The organism is Planococcus plakortidis (genome assembly GCF_001687605.2).
Lineage (GTDB): Bacteria > Bacillota > Bacilli > Bacillales_A > Planococcaceae > Planococcus > Planococcus plakortidis.
Genome location: NZ_CP016539.2, coordinates 739,476 through 761,515, shown reverse-complemented (window position 1 = coordinate 761,515; position 22,040 = coordinate 739,476). Strand labels below are relative to the sequence as shown.

15 protein-coding genes are annotated in these 22,040 nt (G+C 50.3%); 6 read left to right on the top strand and 9 right to left on the bottom strand.

Translation table 11 applies throughout. The annotated features are described in order from the left end of the window. Positions 1-306 precede the first annotated feature (306 nt). From BBI15_RS03895 to BBI15_RS03885, 3 genes are all read left to right on the top strand, one after another. Positions 307-1,896, top strand: coding sequence for an ABC transporter substrate-binding protein (locus BBI15_RS03895; RefSeq protein ID WP_068872378.1), 1,590 nt, complete (start codon positions 307-309; stop codon positions 1,894-1,896). A gap of 192 nt (positions 1,897-2,088) precedes the next feature. Beyond that, positions 2,089-2,412: a PadR family transcriptional regulator gene (locus tag BBI15_RS03890; protein WP_068872377.1), complete on the top strand. Its 324-nt coding sequence runs from the start codon at positions 2,089-2,091 to the stop codon at positions 2,410-2,412. Beyond that, positions 2,405-3,433 carry a DUF4097 family beta strand repeat-containing protein gene (locus tag BBI15_RS03885; RefSeq protein WP_068872375.1) on the top strand — a complete coding sequence of 343 codons (1,029 nt, stop codon included), beginning with the start codon at positions 2,405-2,407 and terminating at the stop codon, positions 3,431-3,433. Before BBI15_RS03890 ends, BBI15_RS03885 begins: the two co-directional genes overlap by 8 nt. Before the next feature lie 82 nt (positions 3,434-3,515). Here BBI15_RS03885 and BBI15_RS03880 read toward each other — a convergent pair whose 3' ends face one another. Beyond that, positions 3,516-4,328: a hypothetical protein gene (locus tag BBI15_RS03880; protein ID WP_068872373.1), complete on the bottom strand. Its 813-nt coding sequence runs from the start codon at positions 4,326-4,328 to the stop codon at positions 3,516-3,518. A 180-nt stretch (positions 4,329-4,508) separates the two neighbouring features. Between BBI15_RS03880 and BBI15_RS03875 the strand changes: the two genes are divergently transcribed. Beyond that, positions 4,509-5,003, top strand: a complete 495-nt coding sequence (locus BBI15_RS03875; protein WP_068872372.1) for a PH domain-containing protein — start codon at positions 4,509-4,511, stop codon at positions 5,001-5,003. Further along, complete coding sequence (locus BBI15_RS03870) at positions 5,000-6,529, top strand: PH domain-containing protein (RefSeq protein WP_068872370.1); 1,530 nt, start codon at positions 5,000-5,002, stop codon at positions 6,527-6,529. The genes BBI15_RS03875 and BBI15_RS03870 overlap by 4 nt, the downstream gene beginning before the upstream one ends. A 465-nt stretch (positions 6,530-6,994) precedes the next feature. Here BBI15_RS03870 and BBI15_RS03865 read toward each other — a convergent pair whose 3' ends face one another. Beyond that, on the bottom strand, positions 6,995-9,013 hold the full coding sequence (locus BBI15_RS03865) for an alpha/beta fold hydrolase (protein ID WP_068872368.1): 2,019 nt from the start codon (positions 9,011-9,013) through the stop codon (positions 6,995-6,997). Between the two features lie 385 nt (positions 9,014-9,398). On the opposite strand from BBI15_RS03865, the gene BBI15_RS03860 reads away from it, so the two are divergent. Beyond that, complete coding sequence (locus BBI15_RS03860) at positions 9,399-11,069, top strand: DUF2207 domain-containing protein (RefSeq protein ID WP_167358023.1); 1,671 nt, start codon at positions 9,399-9,401, stop codon at positions 11,067-11,069. 89 nt (positions 11,070-11,158) lie between these two features. On the opposite strand, the gene BBI15_RS03855 is transcribed toward BBI15_RS03860, so the two are convergent. The 7 genes from BBI15_RS03855 to BBI15_RS03825 all read right to left on the bottom strand — a co-directional run bounded on the left by BBI15_RS03855 (position 11,159) and on the right by BBI15_RS03825 (position 22,018). Next, complete coding sequence (locus BBI15_RS03855) at positions 11,159-13,255, bottom strand: GAF domain-containing sensor histidine kinase (protein ID WP_068872364.1); 2,097 nt, start codon at positions 13,253-13,255, stop codon at positions 11,159-11,161. A gap of 618 nt (positions 13,256-13,873) precedes the next feature. Next, entirely contained in the window at positions 13,874-15,559 is a 1,686-nt protein-coding gene (locus tag BBI15_RS03850; RefSeq protein ID WP_068872362.1) for a peptide ABC transporter substrate-binding protein, read from the bottom strand. A gap of 174 nt (positions 15,560-15,733) precedes the next feature. Next, on the bottom strand, positions 15,734-16,414 hold the full coding sequence (locus BBI15_RS03845; protein ID WP_068872359.1) for a protein kinase family protein: 681 nt from the start codon (positions 16,412-16,414) through the stop codon (positions 15,734-15,736). A 116-nt stretch (positions 16,415-16,530) separates the two neighbouring features. Further along, positions 16,531-17,013, bottom strand: coding sequence for a DUF7000 family protein (locus tag BBI15_RS03840; RefSeq protein ID WP_068872357.1), 483 nt, complete (start codon positions 17,011-17,013; stop codon positions 16,531-16,533). Positions 17,014-17,015: 2 nt separating this feature from the next. Further along, on the bottom strand, positions 17,016-17,900 hold the full coding sequence (locus tag BBI15_RS03835) for a proline iminopeptidase-family hydrolase (RefSeq protein WP_068872355.1): 885 nt from the start codon (positions 17,898-17,900) through the stop codon (positions 17,016-17,018). A 58-nt stretch (positions 17,901-17,958) separates the two neighbouring features. After that, positions 17,959-18,738, bottom strand: a complete 780-nt coding sequence (nadX, locus tag BBI15_RS03830; RefSeq protein ID WP_068872354.1) for an aspartate dehydrogenase — start codon at positions 18,736-18,738, stop codon at positions 17,959-17,961. 130 nt (positions 18,739-18,868) lie between these two features. Then, entirely contained in the window at positions 18,869-22,018 is a 3,150-nt protein-coding gene (locus tag BBI15_RS03825) for a bifunctional cytochrome P450/NADPH--P450 reductase (RefSeq protein WP_068872353.1), read from the bottom strand. Between the last annotated feature and the right edge of the window lie 22 nt (positions 22,019-22,040).

Sequence of the window (22,040 nt, the reverse complement as noted above, 5' to 3'; positions counted from 1 at the left end):
CATTTTTATTTTTCAGGGGATATTGAAGCATGCTGGACTTGAAGTGGTACAAAAAGACTAAATTGATTAAATTATCACAATACTGAATCATTATACTTTATACTAAATGTTATGGCATTTGCTTGTTTCTAAAATTTCTCCGTTTTTTGAATTCCACCCAACTGACCTATTGTCGATTTTGGATCTTATACATATACAAGAGCAGTAAATGCACAGCTCAAGTTAATACAGCTTTTCTTTGCAACATTCAAGACTGCTTCATTAAAATATGATGCCAACTACTCACTAAATCAAAGGAGTGTTTCAATGAGTAAACGAACCATGAAAATGCTTGCCCTATTGACGATGTCCCCCTTCCTCTTGATGGCGTGTTCCGGTGGTGATGCCGGAAACGAGGAATCCACCGGACAGGAGACGCTCATTTTCGCCCGCGGCGGCGATGCCGTATCCCTTGATCCTTCTGAAGTGACCGATAATGAATCCGAGAACGTCGCGCAAAGCGTGCTCGAGACATTGACGACCTTCGCGGAAGGCGAAACGACCGTCGAACCGATGCTTGCAACCGAGTGGCAGGAATCGGACGATGGGCTGACCCATACCTTTACGATGCGTGAAGGCGTGAAGTTCCACGACGGCACCGATTTTAATGCAGACGCCGTCGCCTTCAATTTCGACCGCTGGATGAACGGGGGCGGCGACCGATTCCCGATGTACGGCACAGTGTTCGGCGGCTACGTGGGCGATGACACCCATAATGTCGAATCCGTTACGGCTGTCGATGACTTCACGGTGGAAATCAAGTTGAACAGGCCGCAGCCGACGCTATTGAAAGATCTGGCGCTGACGCCGCTGTCAATTTCGAGCCCCGCAGCGATCGAAGAGTTCGGGGATGACTACCGAAGCAACCCGGTCGGCACCGGCCCGTTCACGTTCCAGGAGTGGCTGCCGAATGAGCGGATCGCCCTTGAGAAAAACGAAGATTATTGGGTCGACGGGCTGCCGAAACTGGAAGAAGTCATCTTCCGCACGATTCCGGATAATTCTTCCCGTCTCAATGCCTTGCTGAGCGGCGAAGTGGATCTCGTGGCTGGCCTGGATTCCGAGTCCCACGAACAGATCAAAGAACAAGCGGGCCTTGAGCTTTATTCCCGGCCGCCGCTTAATCTGGGATACCTCGGCATGACCTTGACCCATGAACCGCTCGGCGACCCGCTTGTGCGCCAAGCGCTCAGCCATGCCGTCAATAAAGAAGCGCTCGTCGAAGCGTTCTTCGGCGAAGGCGCGATCCCGGCGAAAAACGCCATTCCGCCCGCTGTCGAAGGCTATAATGACGACATCGAACCATACGCGTATGATCCCGAACGGGCGAAAGAATTGCTCGCCGAAGCGGGTCTTCCCGATGGATTCAGCATGGAGCTCTACGCCATGCCGGTATCGCGCCCTTATATGCCGGATGGTGCCAAAGTCGCTGAATACTTGCAGTCCAATTTTGCCGATATCGGCGTCGATGCAGAAATCGTCTCGTTTGAATGGGCGACCTATATCGAAAAGGCGATCAATGGCGAAGCGGATACGTTCCTGCTCGGCTGGACCGGCATGAACGGCGATGCCGATAATTTCATCTATACGCTATTGCACGGGGACAACGCCGGTTCAACCAACTCGACACAATATGACAACCCCGAACTGAATGCTTTATTGGATCAGGCACGCATCATCACCGACCAGGAAGAACGCAACGAATTGTACCGCGAAGCGCAAGTCATCCTGCATGAAGACCCGCCGATCATCCCGCTCGTCCACACGTCCCCATCGCTTGCCGGCAAAGACAATATCACCGGCTTTGACCCGCACCCGACAGGACGCGTCATGACCGCGGAAATCGATTTTGAATAATTGCCTTAACAGCTGGCTTCCCTTTCTACAGAATGGGAGCCAGCTTTTTTATGGTTTGAAAAGCGGTTTGAATGAAGAAAAAAATTTTTCAATTATTTTTTTCAGTACCTTGCATTGAACAATACTAGATGATATATTATTCATTAATCACTACTGTTTATAAAACACTAGCTGAGAAAGGAGGAAATCCCATTGAACATCCAGTTTAAAAAAGGCGTGTTGAATCTATGCGTGCTGGTACTGTTGGATAAACAAGACCACTACGGCTATGAGCTCGTCCAGAAAATCTCGAGCCGCATCGCCATCTCGGAAGGCGCGGTCTATCCCCTGCTCCGCCGGCTCACCAAGGAAGGCTATTTCACCACTTACTTGCAGGAATCAAGCGAAGGCCCGCCTCGGAAATATTACTCGCTCACCGAACTCGGCCGTACGTATTTACAGAAACAGCTCGAAGAATGGAAAAGTTTCACGGATGGGGTCAACCAACTAATTGAAGAGGGTGTGCAAAATGACTGAAAACCAATTTTTGCAAGAACTTGAAACAGCGTTGAAACGATTGCCGAAAGAAGAACAAAACGACATTCTCCAAGACATTCGCGAGTATTTCGCGAACGGCCAGGCAGATGGCAAAACCGATAGCGAAATCGCTGCTGAACTCGGATCGCCGCAGGAAATCGCCGATGAACTGATCGAGTCGTTTGATTTCAACCAAGGCGATATCAGCGCGGCGGCGAATGAACTGACAGAAGACAAATTCGATCAAGTCGATATTCAAATCGATAATGGCATGCTGACGATCGCCCCTTCAGAAGACGGCAAGATGCATGCCGACATCACCGACAAAAGCTACCGCCAGCAGCTGAACGTCGATATCCTCAACCGGACGCTCGTCATCACCTTGAAAGAAGAGCCGAGAAAATGGGGCATCTTCAGCTTCACCGGCAGCATGAAATCGCCGAAGCTCGACGTCCGCTTGCCGAAGAAACTGTATGACAAAATCCAAATCGACTCCGATCATGGCACCATCACTGGCGAGCGCCTCGACAGTCGCCAGTTGTCCATCGAAACGGATAACGGCCGCATCGAGCTCGCGCAAATGACGGCGGACCAAGCGACGGTCAAATCGGACAACGGCGATATCGAATTGGCACAGATACGGGCGAAGAAACTGAAAGTCGGTACAGACAACGGACAGCTTCAGCTGCGGAACATCCAGACAGACGAACTCCAGGCGTCGACGGACAATGGCGCCATCGACTTGAGAGACATCGAAGGCAATGTGCGTGCGAAAACGGACAACGGGCGCATCCGCTTGTCGACTGTGGACCTCGACCGTACAATCAGTCTCGAAACCGACAACGGGGCGATTTCGGTCGAGACCCAGGCACAGCCGAAAAATGCGACGATCCGTGCGAACGTCGATTGGGGCACAGTTTCCGTGTTCGGCGTGAAAAATCGCCACAGCGTGTTCGGCAGCGGCGAGAATGCGGTGGATTTGCAGTCGGACAATGGCAGCATTAAGGTTGAACTTGTATAGAGAAAAGCTATCCGTGAACCCTTAGGGGTTCATAGATAGCTTTTTAAATTACAGAAATTTCATTCATATTGCTTTGCTTTATTCACGATTTGATGCGTGTAATAAACAAATAGCCAATTACCGCAAGCAAGCGTTTTTTGTTATCTTTGCCGATATCCTCAGATAATTCCACAATATCATTTTGCATGTCCCTGAAAAGATGCGTGTACTCGTGTGGGAACATTCCGTTATAGAAATAAGCCCAGCGCCACTCCTGCTGGTCATTCCAGCTGAAACTGCCCGAAAAACCCGATGCCTGAATCGGCAGAATGAGCTCTTGTCTTTCATTGTAGAGTTTGCCTTTGATATTAACGAATGCCTTTAATTCTTCTTGTATGTATGTGCCGAGCATATTGTTTTCCGCACTGAAAATCTCGAGCTTGGACTGTTTAAACCATCCTGTTTTACGGAAGCTCAATTGGATTTTGCCGTCATCATCGAGAAATTGATAGGTCATCGGAAACCATGTCAAAAGTGAAGCGTCCCTTAACAGCATCGGATACATCCACCATTTAATATTAGCCATCTCCACACTGCCGATAAATCCACCACTTTTTTCAAACAATAAAAGCCTCGGAACAAAGGTGGCATCTTTTTTGATGACCAGCTCTTTCAGCTCCAGCAGCTGCTTGTCGGAATGCGGTATTTCAATGTCTTTTACTTTAAGGTAATGCGAGCGGCTGATGACAATAATCGAGATGCTCAATCCGAATGGCAGCAAAAAGAATAGCAGCTCCCACCAATCCCGGCTGCTCTCAGGCGTCTGAAAGATTAGCCAGCCGGCTGCTACTAGCACCGTAACCGCCAAAAAGACATAAGCAAGCTTTTCCCTTTTTTTATACATTTCTGCAAGCATGATTGTCCTCCTTAAATCGGCTATTTTCAAATGAAGCTTTTTAAGACTTTCTTTATCTATTCAATCGGCCGTAACTTTACCATATTATTCCTTAAAAGGTCAACTTGCCTATATCAGTGAAACTTCAATGCAATATATACGTATAGAATGCTATCTTACAAAAATGGCGGTGCACTCTATATGAATAGTCAATCTGTCGTCCCGCGGCATTCACTCTCCCCTCATGCAGTCAAATACTGGCGCATGGAGGAACTGATTTCCAACATCATCGCGTTTATCGTCCTTGCTGTTCTGTTTTATTTAGATTTTCGCTTTGATTGGTACAGCTGGATTTTCTGGGTGCTGTTAGCCCTAGCCGTCTTTTTCGTCATCGGTTTGGTGTGGTCGTTTCTCAGCCCGCCGCTCACCTTTAAAAGCTGGCGCTACGATTTGGATGAAGAGTTCTTACATTTGCAATTCGGTATCTGGAGCCGCACTGAGCAATTGGTGCCGATGACCAAAATCCAAGCCGTTTCGCTGACCCAGGGGCCATTGATGCGCAAATACCAACTCGCTTCCCTGTCCGTTGAAACGATGGGCTCGAGCCATGCCATCCCGGCACTGCCGAAAGAGACAGCTGCCGAACTGCGCGAGCGCATCGCCCAGTTCGCCAAAATCAAGGAAGTGGAACAATGAACGACCATCGCCGCCATCATCCAGTACTGGTTCTGTTTAAAGTCGGCAAATTGCTCCGTAACTCCATTTTTGTCATCTTAATTTTATTCATCCTTCAAGCCGACAATGATGGACCGCTCTTTGTCTACGGCCGCTATGCCTTTTTGCTGTTTTTCGTGTGGTCTATCGTGTCCGTTATTTCGAATTGGCTTACAACGACGTATGCACTCGACGACCAACGCTTTTATTTAAGGCGCGGCGTTTTCAGCAAAACCGATCAATCGATCCCGTTTTCAAAAGTCCAGAACATCAACTGCCAGACATCCTTTTTTCACCGTGTGCTCGGGCTGACCTCGATCCGTTTTGAAACCGGCATCGCCGGGGAAGATGCAACGGTGAATTTCGAAGTCGCGACGAAAAAAGAAGCGGCGCGCTTGGAATCTGTGGTCCAGAAACACAAGGAATCGCCCGACGCGGAACCGGATACGACGAATATCGTCGAAGATGGCTCCGAAACTGAACACGCGCCGTCCGCGCAGAAACTGCCCGAACAACGCGTCATCCATTTCCAGCCGACGCGGCGCGATCTGCTGAAAGCATCGATGACTTCGTTCAGTTTTTTGCTGCTTGTCCCGCTGATTGCTTCACTTTATTACAATGTTTCCGAATTCATCTCCCTTGAAGAGCGCTTCAGCGGCATCGGTGCAAGCCTGCTCGGTTCGCCTTGGGTCATAGCTATTGCCGTGGCAGTAATAATTGCGGCTTCGTTCACGTTCGGCATTATCCATACGTTTATCAAATACGGCAAATACGAAATTTCTTCAGATAGCCAGCGCGTCTACATCAAAAAAGGCGTTGTCTCGGAAGCATCCTTTTCAATCGCCAAAGAGCGTGTGCAAGCCGTGGAAATTACGCAATCTTTCTCCAAGCAGGTTCTCGGGCTTGCGGAAGTGAAATTAATCAGTGCCGGCAGCCTGGCGATGGGCGCGGAAGACTTGAATATCAGCTCGCTTTATCCGTTCCTGCCGAAACAAAAAGCTTATGCCCTCGTTGCCGAATTGCTGCCAGGCTACTGCATCCAAGAAGACATGCAGCGTTTGCCGCGCCGCGCGCTATGGCTTCGCATACTCAAGCCGAGCTGGTTATGGTTGTTTGCCACAGCCGCGCTTTTTTACTTCAAACCGAATTTCCTTGGCATCGTTGATACTTGGTGGATCGCCTCCATCCTGTTCCTGATAGTCATATTCGCATCCCGTATTTTGGACTTTTTGCATACCCGCTATTTACTGAACGATGAATTGATCCAGTTGAAAGACGGCGGCTTCACTTCCACTTTATTCGTCACCAAGCGTGAAAAGATTGTCGAAGTCGAAATCAAACAAAACCGCATCCAGCGCGCATTCGGTCTGTCTTCCCTCAAGATGGTCACACGCGCCCGGCCTATCCACACATCCCATCTGGAAGATGTGCCGAATGCTCTGACATGCACTTTCCGCCTGTGGTACCGCGGTCGGACCAAGGAAATCAAACTAGACGCCGCCAATTAAAAAGCCTCGTTGCCCCATATGCGGGCAACAAGGCTTTTTTCGTTCTCTTAGCGGGACACCCCACTATATCAAGCGATATTGAACCGCTCTGCCAGAAAATCCACAATATGTTCTGCGCGCATCTTATCGCCAAACCCGTCCCGTTCAATCTCGGCACACATTTCCAGCAAGCATTCGGGATGGGCAGTGATGATGACGGCTGCCTATGTTTTTTTCCACATCTTTCATTTTGTCGTCAAACATGTTCATCAACATTTCCAGATGAGTCAAATTGTAAATGCCCTCCAGCCACAGTACTGACCGGCTGTATCCATTTCCCTATATTCAACAGCCGAAACCGCCTGCAGTGTAGATGAAAACCCCAACCTAACCAGAAACTCACGATCATTTTCTATCATTTGAATCTACTGGAATTCAGCAGATAGAAAAAAGACAAGAGGGGAAGTTCACCTCTTGCCCTGCTATTTAAAGAATCGTATAAAGAACCGTGTTCGCCAAAGTAATGAGCGTCATCAAGATGGTATTCAAGAATGCCCCAACATAGACGTTGCCGGTTTTTCTGAAGAAATAGCGGTTGTAAATGGCTGCCACCAGCAAAATCGGAACAAGTCCGATAACAATGATCGACGACAAAGATTCGGCAGGGTAGCCGCCAGTCCCTGTCAGGAACAGCAATCCATAATGGTAAGCAAGATACAGAACCAATCCGCCGATAAAGTGAAGGATGGAAATTCCATAGCCTTTCCAGCCATCATATATGCTGCTTGCCGTATTAACGTTCACGGACAGCCCGACAATGAAATAATAGATGAAAAACAATGGGGCATAACGCAGAAGCGCCCAAACATGCTGATCTTCAAACGTTTTCACTGCCAAGGTCCATAGGCGGAAGTCGACTTTGAACAGTGCGTCGACCAAGTACAGCAGGCCATAACCGATCACTACAGCCACAATCGCCGTAGCTAAAGCGGCAGCAATCGTTTTGGAATTCGCCTTCAAGCCGTAACTCGCAAAGCTTGCGCCTTCTGCTTTTTTCGCCACGAAATGGTAGCCGACCAAAATCATCAAAGTTACAATGGCCACGTTGATCGCCCAAAAGACGACCGGGTTAACCGTCGCCGCGCCGAACCATTCCGTCGTCGCAAAAAAGCGTTCCTGTTGTCGCAAATAAATATACTGTACAATGCCAATCCCGAGGATAAGACCCGATCCTGTTTTGATAGATTTGTCGCCATTTTTCACAAAGCTGAAGATGAAAATCAATGCCGCCAATCCAATCGTAATCATGCTAATCTGGCGAAGCAAAGTCATTCCTGTAGCATCTCCGCTATAAAGTGCTGTAAAGAACAAGGCAGGATAAAGTGCACCGAAGATCAGTAAAATATAGCCAGCAAGCTTGGCGCCATGTGTTTTCGGTGCTGACAGGGATGCCGGCCGTTCGGTGTAGACCCAGTTGAAAAATGGCAATTTCGTCAACAAATTGATGACCGGAATGAACAAGAAGAAAAAGCCAATCAACGCTACGAACGAGAACCATTCTTTCCACATCCACGTTTGCCCCTCGTCGCCGATCGCCACCAAATCTCCGTATTCAGCAAATGCGGCATCGTAAAAATCGATGGCGTGTGCTGTCGATTGCTGGGAGAAATGATTCCACGGATGTGTTTCGTTCGGTTGATAAATGATGCGCTGAGCACCATCGACTTCATAAAACTCGCCCGCCTGCGCAGATTCCAAGCCGCCTAGGAAGCCCAAGCCTTCTGCTGTGCTGACATAATCTTTTTTCACGACGGGCTGTCCGGCAGCCGACGCTTCTGCATCAAAGAAAAATTCATCGTAGACGCCCGCAATTTTCCCGGACATGCGCGGGCCGTAGGAAGCATTGATTTCTTCATCCGTATAGCCCAAAGTTTTCAGCCATTGATAATCCGATCCCATCGTCAAAGAGCTGTGGATTTTGCGGATGCCTGAATCCTGGAAATCAACTTCGTCGAGCATGACGGCGTGCGTGGATGAAAACCCGCCCATCGAATGGCCCGAGACGGCAATGATGCCGTTGCCTTCCGCATCTTTCAACACGTAATCCTGATCATACATATATTGAACGGCATCGTACATCGCTTGAGGCCAGAACGAGAAAAACGGGACTGGTTTCTCCATTGTGCCTGTCGAGTGACCATGGTCGTATTGATCGAGAGCCAGCACCACATAGCCGCGCTTGGACATCTCAATAGCCTGGGCGTCCTGCATTTCCCCAGAGTTCAAATATCCGTGGGTTGCAACCAATGTCGGTCTTGCTTCACTGTCCGCTCCATCCGGCTTGTATAGCAGCCCAGACAATTCACCCCGTTCAGTTTCAAAATAAATCCTTGAGACACCCACTTCCCCGCTCGAGCTATTGAATTGCGCAGCAACTGCGCTGCCAATGAAAACTAATAACAAAGCAACAATCAAAAATACAAGTGATTTTTTAAACTTCTTCATACTAATCTCCTTTTTTATGTAGTGATAGCCGTGACACCGTCGAAAAGCTCATTCCCAATTATCCGTCCCCCTTCATGCAATATCATTTGAGACGAAAAAAGACACATTAAATATCTTTGGTCCACGCCCCAAAGTAATTAATGTGTCTCCTAATCTCCTGACAAGTTATTAACTTATACCTAGTATATTTAATAATGAAAGCGCTGTCAAATAAATATTACAAATTATTCTAATTAGTAAGGATAATGTGCTCTTTTCATACAACTCGCTGCCCTCAAAGTTTGAAGAGCTCCCTTACGAAAATCTCATGGCGTCTATTCAAACCAGTTCATAAATGAAACCTTCCCCCTCCTCATCCGTACTCCTATACAAGAGGTGATGAATCGTGAAGAATAAAAAAGGATTGGCTGTCGTATTGTTCATTTTCCTGCTGCTCATTCCCATCCAGGCATTCGCCATTGATTTCGATATTACGGAAGTGGAGATCGAGGCCCAGTTGAATGAAGACGGCACAGCAGATGTGACCGAACAGTTCACGTATGAATTCGAGGATGATTTCGAGGGCATCACGAGAAGCCTGATTCCGAAAGAAGGAATGTCAATCGAGGGATTTACCGCAAATGACAGCCGACGGGACTTGGAAGTGGAAGTTGAAGATGGCCTGTACAAAATCTATCGCTCCGGCAATGACGGCGATACGATCCAAGTCGAACTGAACTACCGGATCGTCGGGGCTGTCGAGAAATTCGAAGACGGCGCCGAATTCTACTGGCCGTTCTTTGATGCCAGCAATGAAAGCAACTACGGTGATATGACGATTACGGTCATCCCGCCTGCCCCGTCCAGTGAATCCGAAGCGCTCGGATACGGCGAGGCGTTCGATACCACAGACATTCGAGAAGACGGTACTATAGTGTTCGACTTAGGCGATGTGCCATCCGGAGAAAATGCGGACATCCGCGCGATTTTTGAACCGGGGTTGTTCCCAGGCGTTACAGCCCAGGACGGCACGGTGCGCGACGAACTCGCGAATGACCGCGAAGAGCTCGAAAACGAGGCAGCGGCGTTCGCCCGCAACCAGCAACGCGCAAAAGCCATCGGGATTCCCGCCATCGCGATACTGGGCGCACTCCTCATCGGGCTCGTATCATTCGCCTGGATCAAGGCATCCCGGCGCAAGCGGGAAGCCCGGAGCGGAACTTATGAATTTTTCGTGCCGGAAGATTCGATGAGCATTCCCGCGCTGCTCCATTTCACCCACCCGAATTATGTAGCGGCGAACGGCATGTCGGCGGCGATTTTGGATTTGATGCGAAAAGGCAAGATCCGCCAACTGTCGGACGACCATTTTGAACTGCTTGACCGCAGTACCGACCACCCGCACGAAGCGGTGCTGATCGGGCTATTGATCGATACGATCGGAGACGGCCAGGCGTTCACGCTTGAACAGGTTGAGGCCTATACGAAAAATGAACTCAACCATGAAGACTATAACGCAGCGACCACCGAGTGGAATAAAGAAGTGAAAGCCGAAGTGACGGCCCACGACTTTTATGAAAAGCACATCGGCCTGCGCTGGGGAACCGGCGTGTTGAGCGCCGTCTTTATCGGCCTCGCCATCGTGTCAGGTATTTACGGGCTCTTGCCTTGGATGGCCATTTCCATTGCGCTTGCGATGCTCGCTTTCGTGTTTGCGGTCGGCTACTCGCCGATCACACGCGAAGGCCACCGGGTGCGCTATGAATGGCGCAGCATGAAAACCGCGATGGAACAATTGCCGGCTGAGCAATGGGAACAGCTGACGATGGATGAAAAGCAGCGCGCTTATGCGTATCTGCTCGGCAGCGATCTGAAAACGGCCGAGCGAAAAGCGAAGGCCTTCACCCCGGCAGAACCGGCAAACGATGTCTCCGGCTTCGCCATGAACCCCATCCTCATGACGGCCGTGTTCGTTTCGGCAAGCACCACGGTAAGTTCAAGTGCCAGCGCGAGCGGTGGAATCGCTGGGACTGGTGGCGGAGTCGGCGGCGGTGGCGGCGGCTCGGGCGCATTCTAAACATAATCCACATAGCAAAAAGGCTGCCGGATTTTCCTGGCAGCCTACTAACTCCTCTCACTTAGGTGAGAGGAGTTTTTTTATGAATATCATTCGGTTTCGCCATGGAAAGATCCATGTGTGGCGCCCGGTTCCGCTTTGACCGGAAACTTCGTAAAAAAGATGGTGCCTTCGGGTCCGGTTTCGATGTCGATCGTGGCATTATGCCTTGCCGCTACCGCGTAACAGATGCCCAGGCCGAGGCCCGTCCCTTGTTCTTTGGTCGTGTAGAAAGGCGTGCCGATTTTCTCGATGATGGCGGGATCGATCCCGCTTCCCTGATCCTGTACTGCTAATACTACGCAATTATCATTTTCCAAATACGTGCCGATGGTCAACGTCTTCCCTTCATCCATCGCTTCGAGGCCATTGCGGTATAAATTGATGATCAATTGCCGGATTTCATTGTGGTTCAACAACAGTTCCGGTACTTCCTGCGTGTAAATCTGGATCTGTTTGTTCTGGTTGGCTGTATCGATTTTGATCAATGGCGAAATATCCTCGAGAATCGTATTCAGGCCCATCATTTTCATGTCGGACGTCCGTGTATTGCCGACCGACAGGAATTCGGTGATGATGGCATTCGCCCGGTCCAATTCATCGATCATCAGATTGAAATGTGCAGCATGCGGCTTCAATTGCTCATCGGTTACCATCAATTGCAGGAAGCCGCGCACTGTCGTCATCGGGTTGCGGACCTCATGGCTGATCCCCGCCGCCATCTGGCCGATCAACTCCAAATTGGCCAGCCTTTTCAGTTCGTTCTCGTATTTTTTCTTTTCCTTGATGTTTTTCAGCACGCAGCATATGCCATCATCAAAGGGATAGGCCGTGATTTCAAACCAGAAATCTTGCTCATCGGATTGCGTCTCAAAGCGAACCGTCACCCGATCGTTCATGGCGCGATGGAACTCTGTATAGGTGAGTGTTCCGATCGTTTCCGGATACACTTCCCAAATATTTTTGCCGAACACCTCGTCCGCCCTTTTGCCTTTCGGTAAAAAAAGATGCTTGTTGATATAAGTGTATTCCCAGTTTTTATTCAGTACAAAAAAACCGTCCGTGATGTTCTCAATCACGCTATTGACCCGCTTGTTCGCAGCATACAATGCGCTTGTTCGCTCTTCGACCATGCCTTCCAAGCGATCCATATATAATAAATTCGAAAAAACCGGGGCGGCGGCATCGATAATGGATTGCGCGAAAGGAATCGGCAAGTCCATGGCCTGTTCTGCCGCTTCTCCGCTGCATAACGCAGAAACGATGCCATGCACTTTCCCCATGGAGATCATCGGGAGCAGCAGCAACTCTTGGCCAGTTCCCAGACGGGTCTGGATTGGCTCTTTTCGTGATACGGCTCGCTTGAGTAGTTCCACATAGCTTGTTGTCCCCGCTATGCCAACGAGACGCCCGTTCCATTTCTGCTCAGACATGCCATCGGCTGCATGGAATTGGGCCGGCGTGCCGCCATGCGTGCTCGAAGATTTTATGATGTGCACGGCAAAATCCCCGTCGCCTAAGGCCAGTTTCAAATAGGCGAAGCAAACCTTCAGGCTTTCACGGATCGTCGAACAGAAAGACAATTCACGGGTCAGGTCGAGCAATAATTGCTTTTCTGCCAATAACTTCTCTTTTTGATGGAAGCTTTTTGCGTTTTCGATCGCGACCGCTGCCATGTTTACGTAAGCTTCAACACTTTCAATCTCTGATTCTGTTAAATTCATCGGCATGCCGTAATCGAACAAGAATACCATGCCGATGAAATCCTTTTCATAGGAGATCGGCAACGCCAATAAGGACTTGATTTGGAAGGCTTCCACCGACCGTGGATCCGGGCGCTTGTCCGTTGAAGTATCCGCTATATAAATGGTTTTTCTGGTCTCGATTAATTCCGCGGCGAGAGAATCCGTTTCCGGGTCGATAATTTGCGATTGCAGCGTCACTCCGCTCATGATCTCCGGCTTCCCTGCAAATCCGCGGTAAGTGCCATCGCCTTCCGGCAAATAGATGCCGACAGAATCGCATCGGACAATTTCCTCGGAAATGGCCGCTGTGACCTGCTGCAGAACTTCATACAAATCCAGCTTCATATTGACAATGCGTGTGATATTCGCAAGCCTCGAATACCGCGATTGATCATTCACCATACCGTAACTCTCCATTCCCGCTAAGTGGTCGTTGTTGTTTACCTGCAAATCCCTCACTAAATGCCCTTTCCCAGACCCCTCTGTTTCCCTGCCTTCCATATTACTATAGATGCCCGGCTATAGGCCTTCCATTCGCAAAAAATCTTTCTATATTATGTCTTCCTTCAAAACTCTGATTAGAAGCTTCGGTTCGCATAGTGTTGAAGAAGTCTATTAATCCATTATGAGTTAGAATGGCGTCGTTTTTTCTACATGCAATAATCAATGATTTTTCTAAGTATTTGGAGAAGTGTTCGCTCGTAACCCCTTCTGCTCAATAATGCTACGCATTACTTTCGCAAAGATAATGTCTCACGTAGTTCGACTTTATCTTTCCTGTGGATCAGCGAGACGACCAAGACCCCGCAAGGCGCGAAGCGACTGAGGAGGCTTGGGCGCGAGCCCACGGAAAGCGAGTGATAAGCTTCGGAAAATACGGTTTTTTACCTTTCTCGACAAACTGAGAAGCTTCGCTTCGGTTCCAATGGAAGGATGGTGGCTTGACTGGCTTCCCGGTACAAGGCATCCCTTCCTCAACTACTGGAAAAAAGGGGATGGCAGCCGCCATCCCCTTGTTGATTATTCTCTTCCTGCAATATAAGCCCATTTATAGCTGAAATCGCCGGTGAACGGATGCGCAATCACATCGTGGACATACGGTTTCTGAAGCGCCATGCTGCCGAACTGATACATATTGGCAACGGCCGCATCTTCTTCGACAATGATTTTCTCCACTTCCGCCAGGGCTTGCCAACGCTCTTCAGGCTTCAAGGCCAGTTCCCCTTTCGCCTGTTCCAGCAATTCATCCACATGTTCATTGGAATACGACATCGTGTTTTGGGAGGACCCGCTTGCAAATATATCAAGGAATGTAATCGGGTCCTGGAAATCCGGGCCCCAGCCCGTGCTCTGGATATCGTAATCCTGCGCTTCGTTCTTATCGAGCAGGACGTTGAACGGCACCTGGCTCATCTCGAGCGTCAAGCCGGACAGATTGCCTTCCATCTGGTCTTTCATATAGGCATCGATTTTTTTCGACAGTTCGGTATCCCCGCTCAAATATTCCAGGCTGACTTCCGTCAAGCCTTCTTCTTCCATGCCTTCTTCCCATAAGGCTTTCGCTTGTTCGGCATTGAATTCCATCATGTCGCCATTCACGCTTCGGAAATCATTCTGGTCGGCATCGAACGTGAATTCCGTCGGCACGAGGAAATCTGCCGGTATCGACCCGTTGGCTAAAACGATGTCAGCCAAGTCCTGTTTATTGAATGACAGCGCCAACGCTTTGCGCAGTTTCGGGTTGGCAAGCGGTGTCGCTTTGCCATCGCGTTCCTGGTTGAATTGCAGGTAATAAACAGACGGCTTCAGGATGCGCACGACTTCCTCATGTTCTGCATATTGCATGGCAAATTCGCCTGCCAGGCCGGCGCGGTCCGCTTCACCTGTTTCGTATAAATTGACGCCTGTTCCGGGGTCAGGGATGATATTGAATTCGACTTTACCCAGTTTTACATTGTCCGCATCCCAATATTCGGGGTTTTTCTCCAACTCCCACGAGGCGGCAGTTGCATCCCAGTTCGCCAAGACGAACGGACCGTTCGATAATAGCTTGGATGAATCCATCGCATACTCATCTCCGTGTTCTGTCACGTACGCTTCATTCTGCGGATAGAATGTGCCGAATGCCATCAAGGATAAGAAATAAGGAATCGGGCGTTCGAGGGACACGACGAGCGTTTGGTCGTCTTGTGCGGTAATGCCGAGTTCCGATTTATCCAGCTTGCCTTCCGCGATCGCCGCCGCATTCTTGATCGTGCCCGCCATCATATACGGGCCGTAAGTGGAGCCTGTTTCGGGATCGGCTGCGCGCTGCCACGCAAAGACGAAATCATGCGCCGTCACGGGCGAGCCATCCGACCAATTCGCTTCGCGCAAGGTGAATGTATAGGTCAATCCGTCTTCACTGATTTCCGGTTCGCCGGATGCCATCGCGGGAATGGGGGTGCTCTGTTGGTCAAGGCGGTAGAGGCCTTCACCGGCATTGTTCAACATGGTGAATGAGACGGCATCGTCCGCCATTACCGAATCCATTGTGGGAATCCCGGACCCTGTTGTCAGGCGCAGTTCCTGGACACTATCCAATTCATTATTTCCTGCGGCGCTTTCGTTATCGGAAGCTGGCGGTTCTTCGTTTCCGCATGCCGAAAGCGCCATGGACAAACTGGCGGTTAATGCCAAAGCCCAAGCTTTTTTTCGTTTAATCATTTATGAATCCTCCTAAGTCTATCGCTCCATTGTGTCTCCTTTCATTATATACAAATACCAATTTTCTTAAAAAATATATAAAATTTTGAATTTAATCATGCCGAACGAGCTTTCGGTTTATTGACAGATAAAAAAAGGCTTTCCGTAACATGGAAAGCCTTTCATCAACTAGTACTATTTCCGGTAGTTCAATTGATTGGACACGATGCGCATGAATTCTTCGAATGAGGCAGAATAGCGGTTCCAGTGGTGGTACCATTTGCGGATCGTGTCGAGCAACCAGAACGGCACCGGCTTCCCGTCGATGATCGCGTAATATTCCTGATACGCTTTTTTCAGGTGTTCCCAACGAAAATCGTTGCCGGGCTTGATGTACTCGGACACGTCGAGCAGTTTCGCGCGCCCGTTCTGCAGGATGATATTTTTCAAATGGATGTCCCTTGGGTTCAATCCGATTTCGCGGATGTACTCGCGCGCTTTTTCCACATCCTGGATCGCCTCTTCCGGCACATAAATGCCTTGGAGCAGGCAATCGAATAAAGTCGGGCCGTCCTCGAATTTCAGCACGAGCATGCGCTCGTCCCTGCCATAGCAAGTCGAAAAATAAGGAGACTGCCCGATAAGCCCATAAACTTTCGCTTCCGCTTCCAGCTTGTCCTCTTTGCCTTCTGCGTATAATTTGAATGCATATTGCGGAAAATCCCCGGACTGGAACACCGCTGCGTCCGTCCCGACGCCGATGCAGCGAAAACCTTGCGCCGCCCCCGTGATGGCCACCGGTTCATTATCGGGCTGTGCCTCTACGGTAATAGCGGCCAGAGCGTGTGCTGCTTGTTGCCATTGATGTTGCCCCATTGTCCTCGCTCCTTCATTTGCCCGAATCTTTTCAAAGCGGACGATTTCCGCACAAACCGGCACTGCCGGACGCTCCCGGAAACCGGGAGATGGCGGGGAATCAGGCTTCCCGCCGGCTACAAACGGGAAGACACCGCATTTATGAACTGTTGCACTTGCCGGTCGATAAGTTCCATCAGCGCTTCTTGATTCCCGAAATCCGGAGCGGATGCTATTGTGTATTCGATGATGGCGTCTTGGTTCGCTTCGTCATGAAACACGGGAAGTTCATCTGCAATATTGCCATTTAACAGAAATCCATATTTCCTTGCGATCTCCCGGTTCCGGGCAGACAGCCACACTTCAAAGGCTCCCTTTTCATGCATATAGACGATGGCAATTTTCAGCCCTTTAGCTTTCAGCACTTCTGTAGTCAATGAAAAATAAGTCATGTCCATATAGCCTGGATAGATGCTGCCGATGTCATGAGACGGGTAGTTCCTCATAAAACGCGCTCTCAATTTGCCGATCAAGTCGAATATCCCTCTATAGGCCAGCTGCATCTCCCCTTGCTGCAGCTGGGCCGTATAGGCGTGTATGAGCTGATTCAAACTTTTCATCATCATCCCCCCGGCTTCATTTCCTGGCGGTTGACCCACTCACGGACGGTTTCCACATATACTTCAGGTTCTTCGAATGCCGGCATATGCGAGCTGTTTTCGAATACGTGGAATTCCGAATTCGGCACGAAGCTCGCATACTGTTCCGTCGCTTCGGGTGTGGCTTCATCGTACCGGCCGCACGTAAACAAGGCCGGTACCTCGATTTCATGCAGGCGCTCCGTCGCATCGAAATGCTTCAAAGTGCCCGTGACCGTAAATTCCGATGCTCCCCACATATAATTGTAGACAGCCGGGTTCAATTGATCGAGATCTTCCGACAACTCGTCCGGCCAAGGATCGACGCGGCACATATGGGTTTTGTAATACTGCATCATCGTTTCCTGGTAATCGTCCGAATCGGTCGTGCCTTGGCTTTCGCTCTCCTCGATCACTTTCTGCACTGGTTCCGGGAATCGCTTCAAATAAGCGCGCTGGTCCCGCTCCCAGCGCTGGGCATCGAGTGCTGGCCCTGAGAATATGACGCTGCGCACGCCTCCTGGTTTCGTGAATAGATACGACGCAGCGAGCATCGTCCCCCAGGAATGGCCGAGCAGATGGACTTCTTCCAACTCGAGCGCTCGGATCACTTGCCCGAGCTCTTCGACGTAACGATCGACTGTCCAAAGGGCAGTATCTTCCGGCCACTCCGATTTTCCGCAGCCAAGCTGGTCGTATTGGATGACCGGACGCTCAGCACCTAATTGGCGCAGCGGGTCGCTATCGCTGCTTTTCATTCCCGGCCCGCCGTGTAACAGCAAAAGCGGAATACCGGGCCCGTTTCCCGTGATGCGGTACCAGACCTTGCCCCCGGTCACGGGAATGAATCCTTCTTTGACGTTTTCCATTTTCTCGTACCCCTTTCCCCTGATTTCGATAAAAACCCTTTTGTTTTCATTACCTCTCTCAATTCCCGATTCTCAATGCCCCGCCTTTATTCTGCAGCACCGACAGAATGCTCAAGGCAGCAAGCATGCTCGTTTTCGGGTTCGCTGCCATCGGGTGGTTCTCGACTTGCAGCTGCATCTTGCCGAAATCCCCTTGGGCTTCGATCGTGTGCGTATTGCGTTTTACGTCCGGGTCGACAATGATGCGCACTTTCGTCTCATGCATCCCGATGCCTGCAATGGCAAGCACCAATGCCACATTGATATTCTTCGGGAAGTTGCCGATGGCATCAAACGCCGTCCCGTCAAACAGCACTTGTTCACGGTCTGTCTCCATCCCGAGCGACTCCGGCGATTTTCTTGTCGTGAGACGGACCGTCTTTAACCCGCCAAGCGCCTTTGCGGATTGCAACACATCCAATCCGCCAATTGCGCCGGATGGCAAGTAAAGTTTCGTGCCATTCGCTTCTGCCAGGTTCGTCAGTTCCTCGAGGAACGCGAAGTCCTTGAACACGCCGATGCTGCTGACGATGAGGTCTTTTTGACGTTCAATCACCTGGCTTATGAACAGCCTTGCCGCATCCACTGTCACAGCTTCCACGACCGTATCGACAGGAGCCGAAAGAAATTCGTCCAAGTCAGTGTAAAACTCCATGCCAAAGCGTTCTTTCAAACGCGTACCGGTTTCCACGTTACGCCCGAACACCGCGGTGATGCGCCCATCCACCATCTGGTTTTCGTTCACCTGTTCGAGCAAATACGTTGCTATATTGCCGGTTCCGATAATGCCGATGTTCATGATAGCCCCCTCCTCTTGAAAATCTCCTTAACCTTCTTTACCCGTAAATAGAAAAATGCCACCTTCAAAATCGGCTGATTTCTTGGAAGGCGGCATTTCATTATCTATTTAAATTGTTCTGTTGCTTATGTTATGAAGCCGACCAAACGTCTTTCGCAAAACGGCCCGATTGTTCAAGTTCACCGAGCCAGACAAGCGCTTGTTCATGCGTTGCGTTTTTCAGTTCCTGGTAGCTGTGGATCAAGCTTTCCTCCACGGCTGGCGCCATCTTGCCGCCGTCGCCGCAAATATACAGATGTCCGCCTTGTTCCAACAGTCCAAGAATATCCTGTGCATTTTGTTCCATTAAATGCTGCACATAGACTTTCTCTTGCTGCTGTCTGGAGAAGGCGCTGTGCAATTCGATCAAGCCAAGCTGCTCAGCTTGCTTTAATTGTTCTTCATATAAGAAATCCTCTTGTGCATGGCGGCAGCCGAAATACAGCTGCGCGGCACCGAGTGTGGATCCTTGTTCTTTCAACACTTTTCGTGCCTGAATAAATCCGCGGAATGGCGCGATGCCAGTGCCTGGTCCGACCATGACGAGCGGCGTTTCCGGGTTGTCCGGCAACTGGAAGGCGGTTTGAGGCGTACGGATAAAGCAAGCGATTTTATCGCCCGCTTCGCGCTTCGCCAAATAATTGGAAGCGACGCCCTCGTATTCTCCTGTGCCGCTCCAGGCATCGCCTTTCACGACACTGACTGTGATGCTCGCCTTGCTGGATGAGACACGCGGTGAACTGGAAATCGAGTAATAGCGCGCTTTCAATGGCGGAAGTAAAGACAGGAAGTTCTCGAATTCCATCTCGCATGACATAAAGCGCTCGAGCAATTCGAGCATCGTCAAACGCTTCGCGAGCACTTCGCGTTTATACGTCTCGTCTTCCACCAATCCTTCGAGTTCTGCTTTATGCGGCGGGCACGGATTGCTTTTTGCGAGTTCGCGAAGCTGCGCACGCGTCGCCGGCTCCTGCAATTCGACATAGCTTGCGAGCAATTGCGCAAGTTGGACCGGTTGCCCAGTTGGCAGATGGTTCGCGCGTCCAGAGCTTCCTTCAAGAACCACATGCTCGTCACCTTTCAAACCGAAACGATTCAACACGCGGCCTACCAACTCCCCAGAATTCTCCGGCAGTACGCCGAGATGGTCGCCTTCTTGATACATCGCTCCTTCAGGCAGATCAATCTCAATATGACGGGTGCTGCGGTCGGCTGTCTTCAATAATTCGTCATTGCCACTGACCACCGCAGTGAACGCATCATATGCCCGGGCGACCGGCGTATGGCTGACGCCGCTGATGAATTCCATCGACAATTGATTGCTTGCTGGCGTATTGGTTTCCAAGTCGAGCCCGAAGCGTTCGGCGAGTGCTGGCCATAGCGCTCCCTGCCATTTCTCAAGCTCACCGTCGAAATCCTCGCTGGCATCGCCTTCGCCGCGTTCGATAAGCTGGGAGGCACCATTTGCCGACAGTTGTTCGTCGATGATGCTCGGCACGCGCTGATAGGTCGTTGCCCAGTTGCGGTCGCCACAGCCGAACACGCTGTAAGTGACGCCTTCCGTGGAACCAGCCGCTTCCAGCCACTCCATGAAGCGCACGGCGTTATCCGGCGGGTTGCCGTTATAGGAAGCGGATACGATGACGACTGCGCCATCCGTCGGCAAATTGCCCGCATAGTCATCGAGTGCGGCTACTTGTGTCTCAAAGCCTTTAAAGCGTGCCGTTTCCGAAAGTTCCCGGGCCACGCCTTGTGCCGTTCCGAGATTGGATCCGTAAAGTACGAGAAGCGGCGTGCCATGCGACTCGATCGCTTGCTGGCCGACCACGGCTTCTACCGGATCTTCCGCAACTGGCGCCTGGAACATCTGCACTTTTCGTCTCGGTTTTACTTTCATCGTCAAGCCGTCTGGTTTGAAGGTCAAAGTTTCTTTCACTTCGAGCTGGTAATTGGTATGGTCCACTAGTTCGAAATGCTGCAGCACCATGCCGAGCACGAGCACCGCTTCGTGAAGCGCGAATTGCTGGCCGATGCATGCCCGCTGGCCGTTGCCGAATGGCTTGTATGCATGATGCGGGATTTTCGAAATGTCTTCAAAACGCTCTGGCCGGAAACTTTCGGCATCTTGTCCCCAAACGCTTTTGTCGCGGTGGAGTTCCGGAATGAGCAAAGTGAACGCTTCGCCTTTTTGGACTTCGTACTTGCCGGCAAGCGTCGTATCTTCTTTCGCGTAGACGGAAAATGCCGGGGCGGTTGGCCACAGGCGCAGCGCTTCATTCAAAATCATGCGCACGTATTTCAATTGCTTCACTTGCTTGAATGAAGGCGTCGCATCGCCGAGCACTTCGTCTACTTCGATATAGGCTTTTTCAAGTTTTTCCGGATGCTTCAAGAGGTACTGGATGGCGAACGACAACAAGCCGCTCGTCGTTTCATGCCCCGCGATCAAGAACGTGATGATCTGGAAGCGGATATTCTCATCATCCAAGGATTCACCGGTTTCCGGGTCTTTGCCTTTTAGCATATGCGACAGCAAATCATCTTCTCCCTGGTCTCCCGCTTGTTTGCGTTCTGCGATCAATTCGTCAACCAAGTTGAACATATAATCGATGTCTTCCTTGAATTGCTGCTTCGAGCGCACCATCAATTTGTCCTGGATGCCAAGACGCTGCGTCTGGCTCATCGATTCATCCAAGGCCCTCACCATCTTCTCGATGAACGGATGGGAATCTTCGCGGTAAAAGCTGTTGAAGCGGTAATTGAACCCGCACAAGCCGATCGTATCGAGCGTCAACCGCGTCATGTCATCCGGCACATCGATTTCCTCGTTCGGGTTGAGCCGTGCCCATTTCTGGACCAATTGTGACGCGAGGTCGATCATCTTCTCGTGATAGCCTTTCATCGCCTGCTGGCTGAAGCTCGGCAACAGGATATTATGGGCTTTCTTCCAGTTCGGCTCTTCGGTTCCGCTCGTGAACAAGCCGTCTCCGCCGAACGCACGGACTTTCTGGAGAGCCGGCCCAATCTTTTTATCAAAGCGCGTCTCGTCGCAGATTTCCGCGGCCAGTTCCGCACTCGAAACGAACGTGCTGGCGCGCCCAGGGAAATGGAATTGATAGATCGGCCCAAGTTCACGCGCCTGCTTCATGAACGATTGCACCGGTTTTTCTTTATCGATCAATGGCAAATTGCCAAGCGGGCCATAGGATTTCGGTTGTGGAAGGTTTTTCATTTGGATCATTTATTAGCACCTCTTCTGTAAA

Coding starts and splice junctions, on each gene's coding strand:
- BBI15_RS03895 (WP_068872378.1), top strand. CDS start 307: ATGAGTAAACGAACCATGAAAATGCTTGCCCTATTGACGATGTCCCCC.
- BBI15_RS03885 (WP_068872375.1), top strand. CDS start 2,405: ATGACTGAAAACCAATTTTTGCAAGAACTTGAAACAGCGTTGAAACGA.
- BBI15_RS03880 (WP_068872373.1), bottom strand. CDS start 4,328: ATGCTTGCAGAAATGTATAAAAAAAGGGAAAAGCTTGCTTATGTCTTT.
- BBI15_RS03875 (WP_068872372.1), top strand. CDS start 4,509: ATGAATAGTCAATCTGTCGTCCCGCGGCATTCACTCTCCCCTCATGCA.
- BBI15_RS03870 (WP_068872370.1), top strand. CDS start 5,000: ATGAACGACCATCGCCGCCATCATCCAGTACTGGTTCTGTTTAAAGTC.
- BBI15_RS03865 (WP_068872368.1), bottom strand. CDS start 9,013: ATGAAGAAGTTTAAAAAATCACTTGTATTTTTGATTGTTGCTTTGTTA.
- BBI15_RS03855 (WP_068872364.1), bottom strand. CDS start 13,255: ATGGTGAATGATCAATCGCGGTATTCGAGGCTTGCGAATATCACACGC.
- BBI15_RS03850 (WP_068872362.1), bottom strand. CDS start 15,559: ATGATTAAACGAAAAAAAGCTTGGGCTTTGGCATTAACCGCCAGTTTG.
- BBI15_RS03845 (WP_068872359.1), bottom strand. CDS start 16,414: ATGGGGCAACATCAATGGCAACAAGCAGCACACGCTCTGGCCGCTATT.
- BBI15_RS03840 (WP_068872357.1), bottom strand. CDS start 17,013: ATGAAAAGTTTGAATCAGCTCATACACGCCTATACGGCCCAGCTGCAG.
- BBI15_RS03835 (WP_068872355.1), bottom strand. CDS start 17,900: ATGGAAAACGTCAAAGAAGGATTCATTCCCGTGACCGGGGGCAAGGTC.
- nadX (WP_068872354.1), bottom strand. CDS start 18,738: ATGAACATCGGCATTATCGGAACCGGCAATATAGCAACGTATTTGCTC.
- BBI15_RS03825 (WP_068872353.1), bottom strand. CDS start 22,018: ATGATCCAAATGAAAAACCTTCCACAACCGAAATCCTATGGCCCGCTT.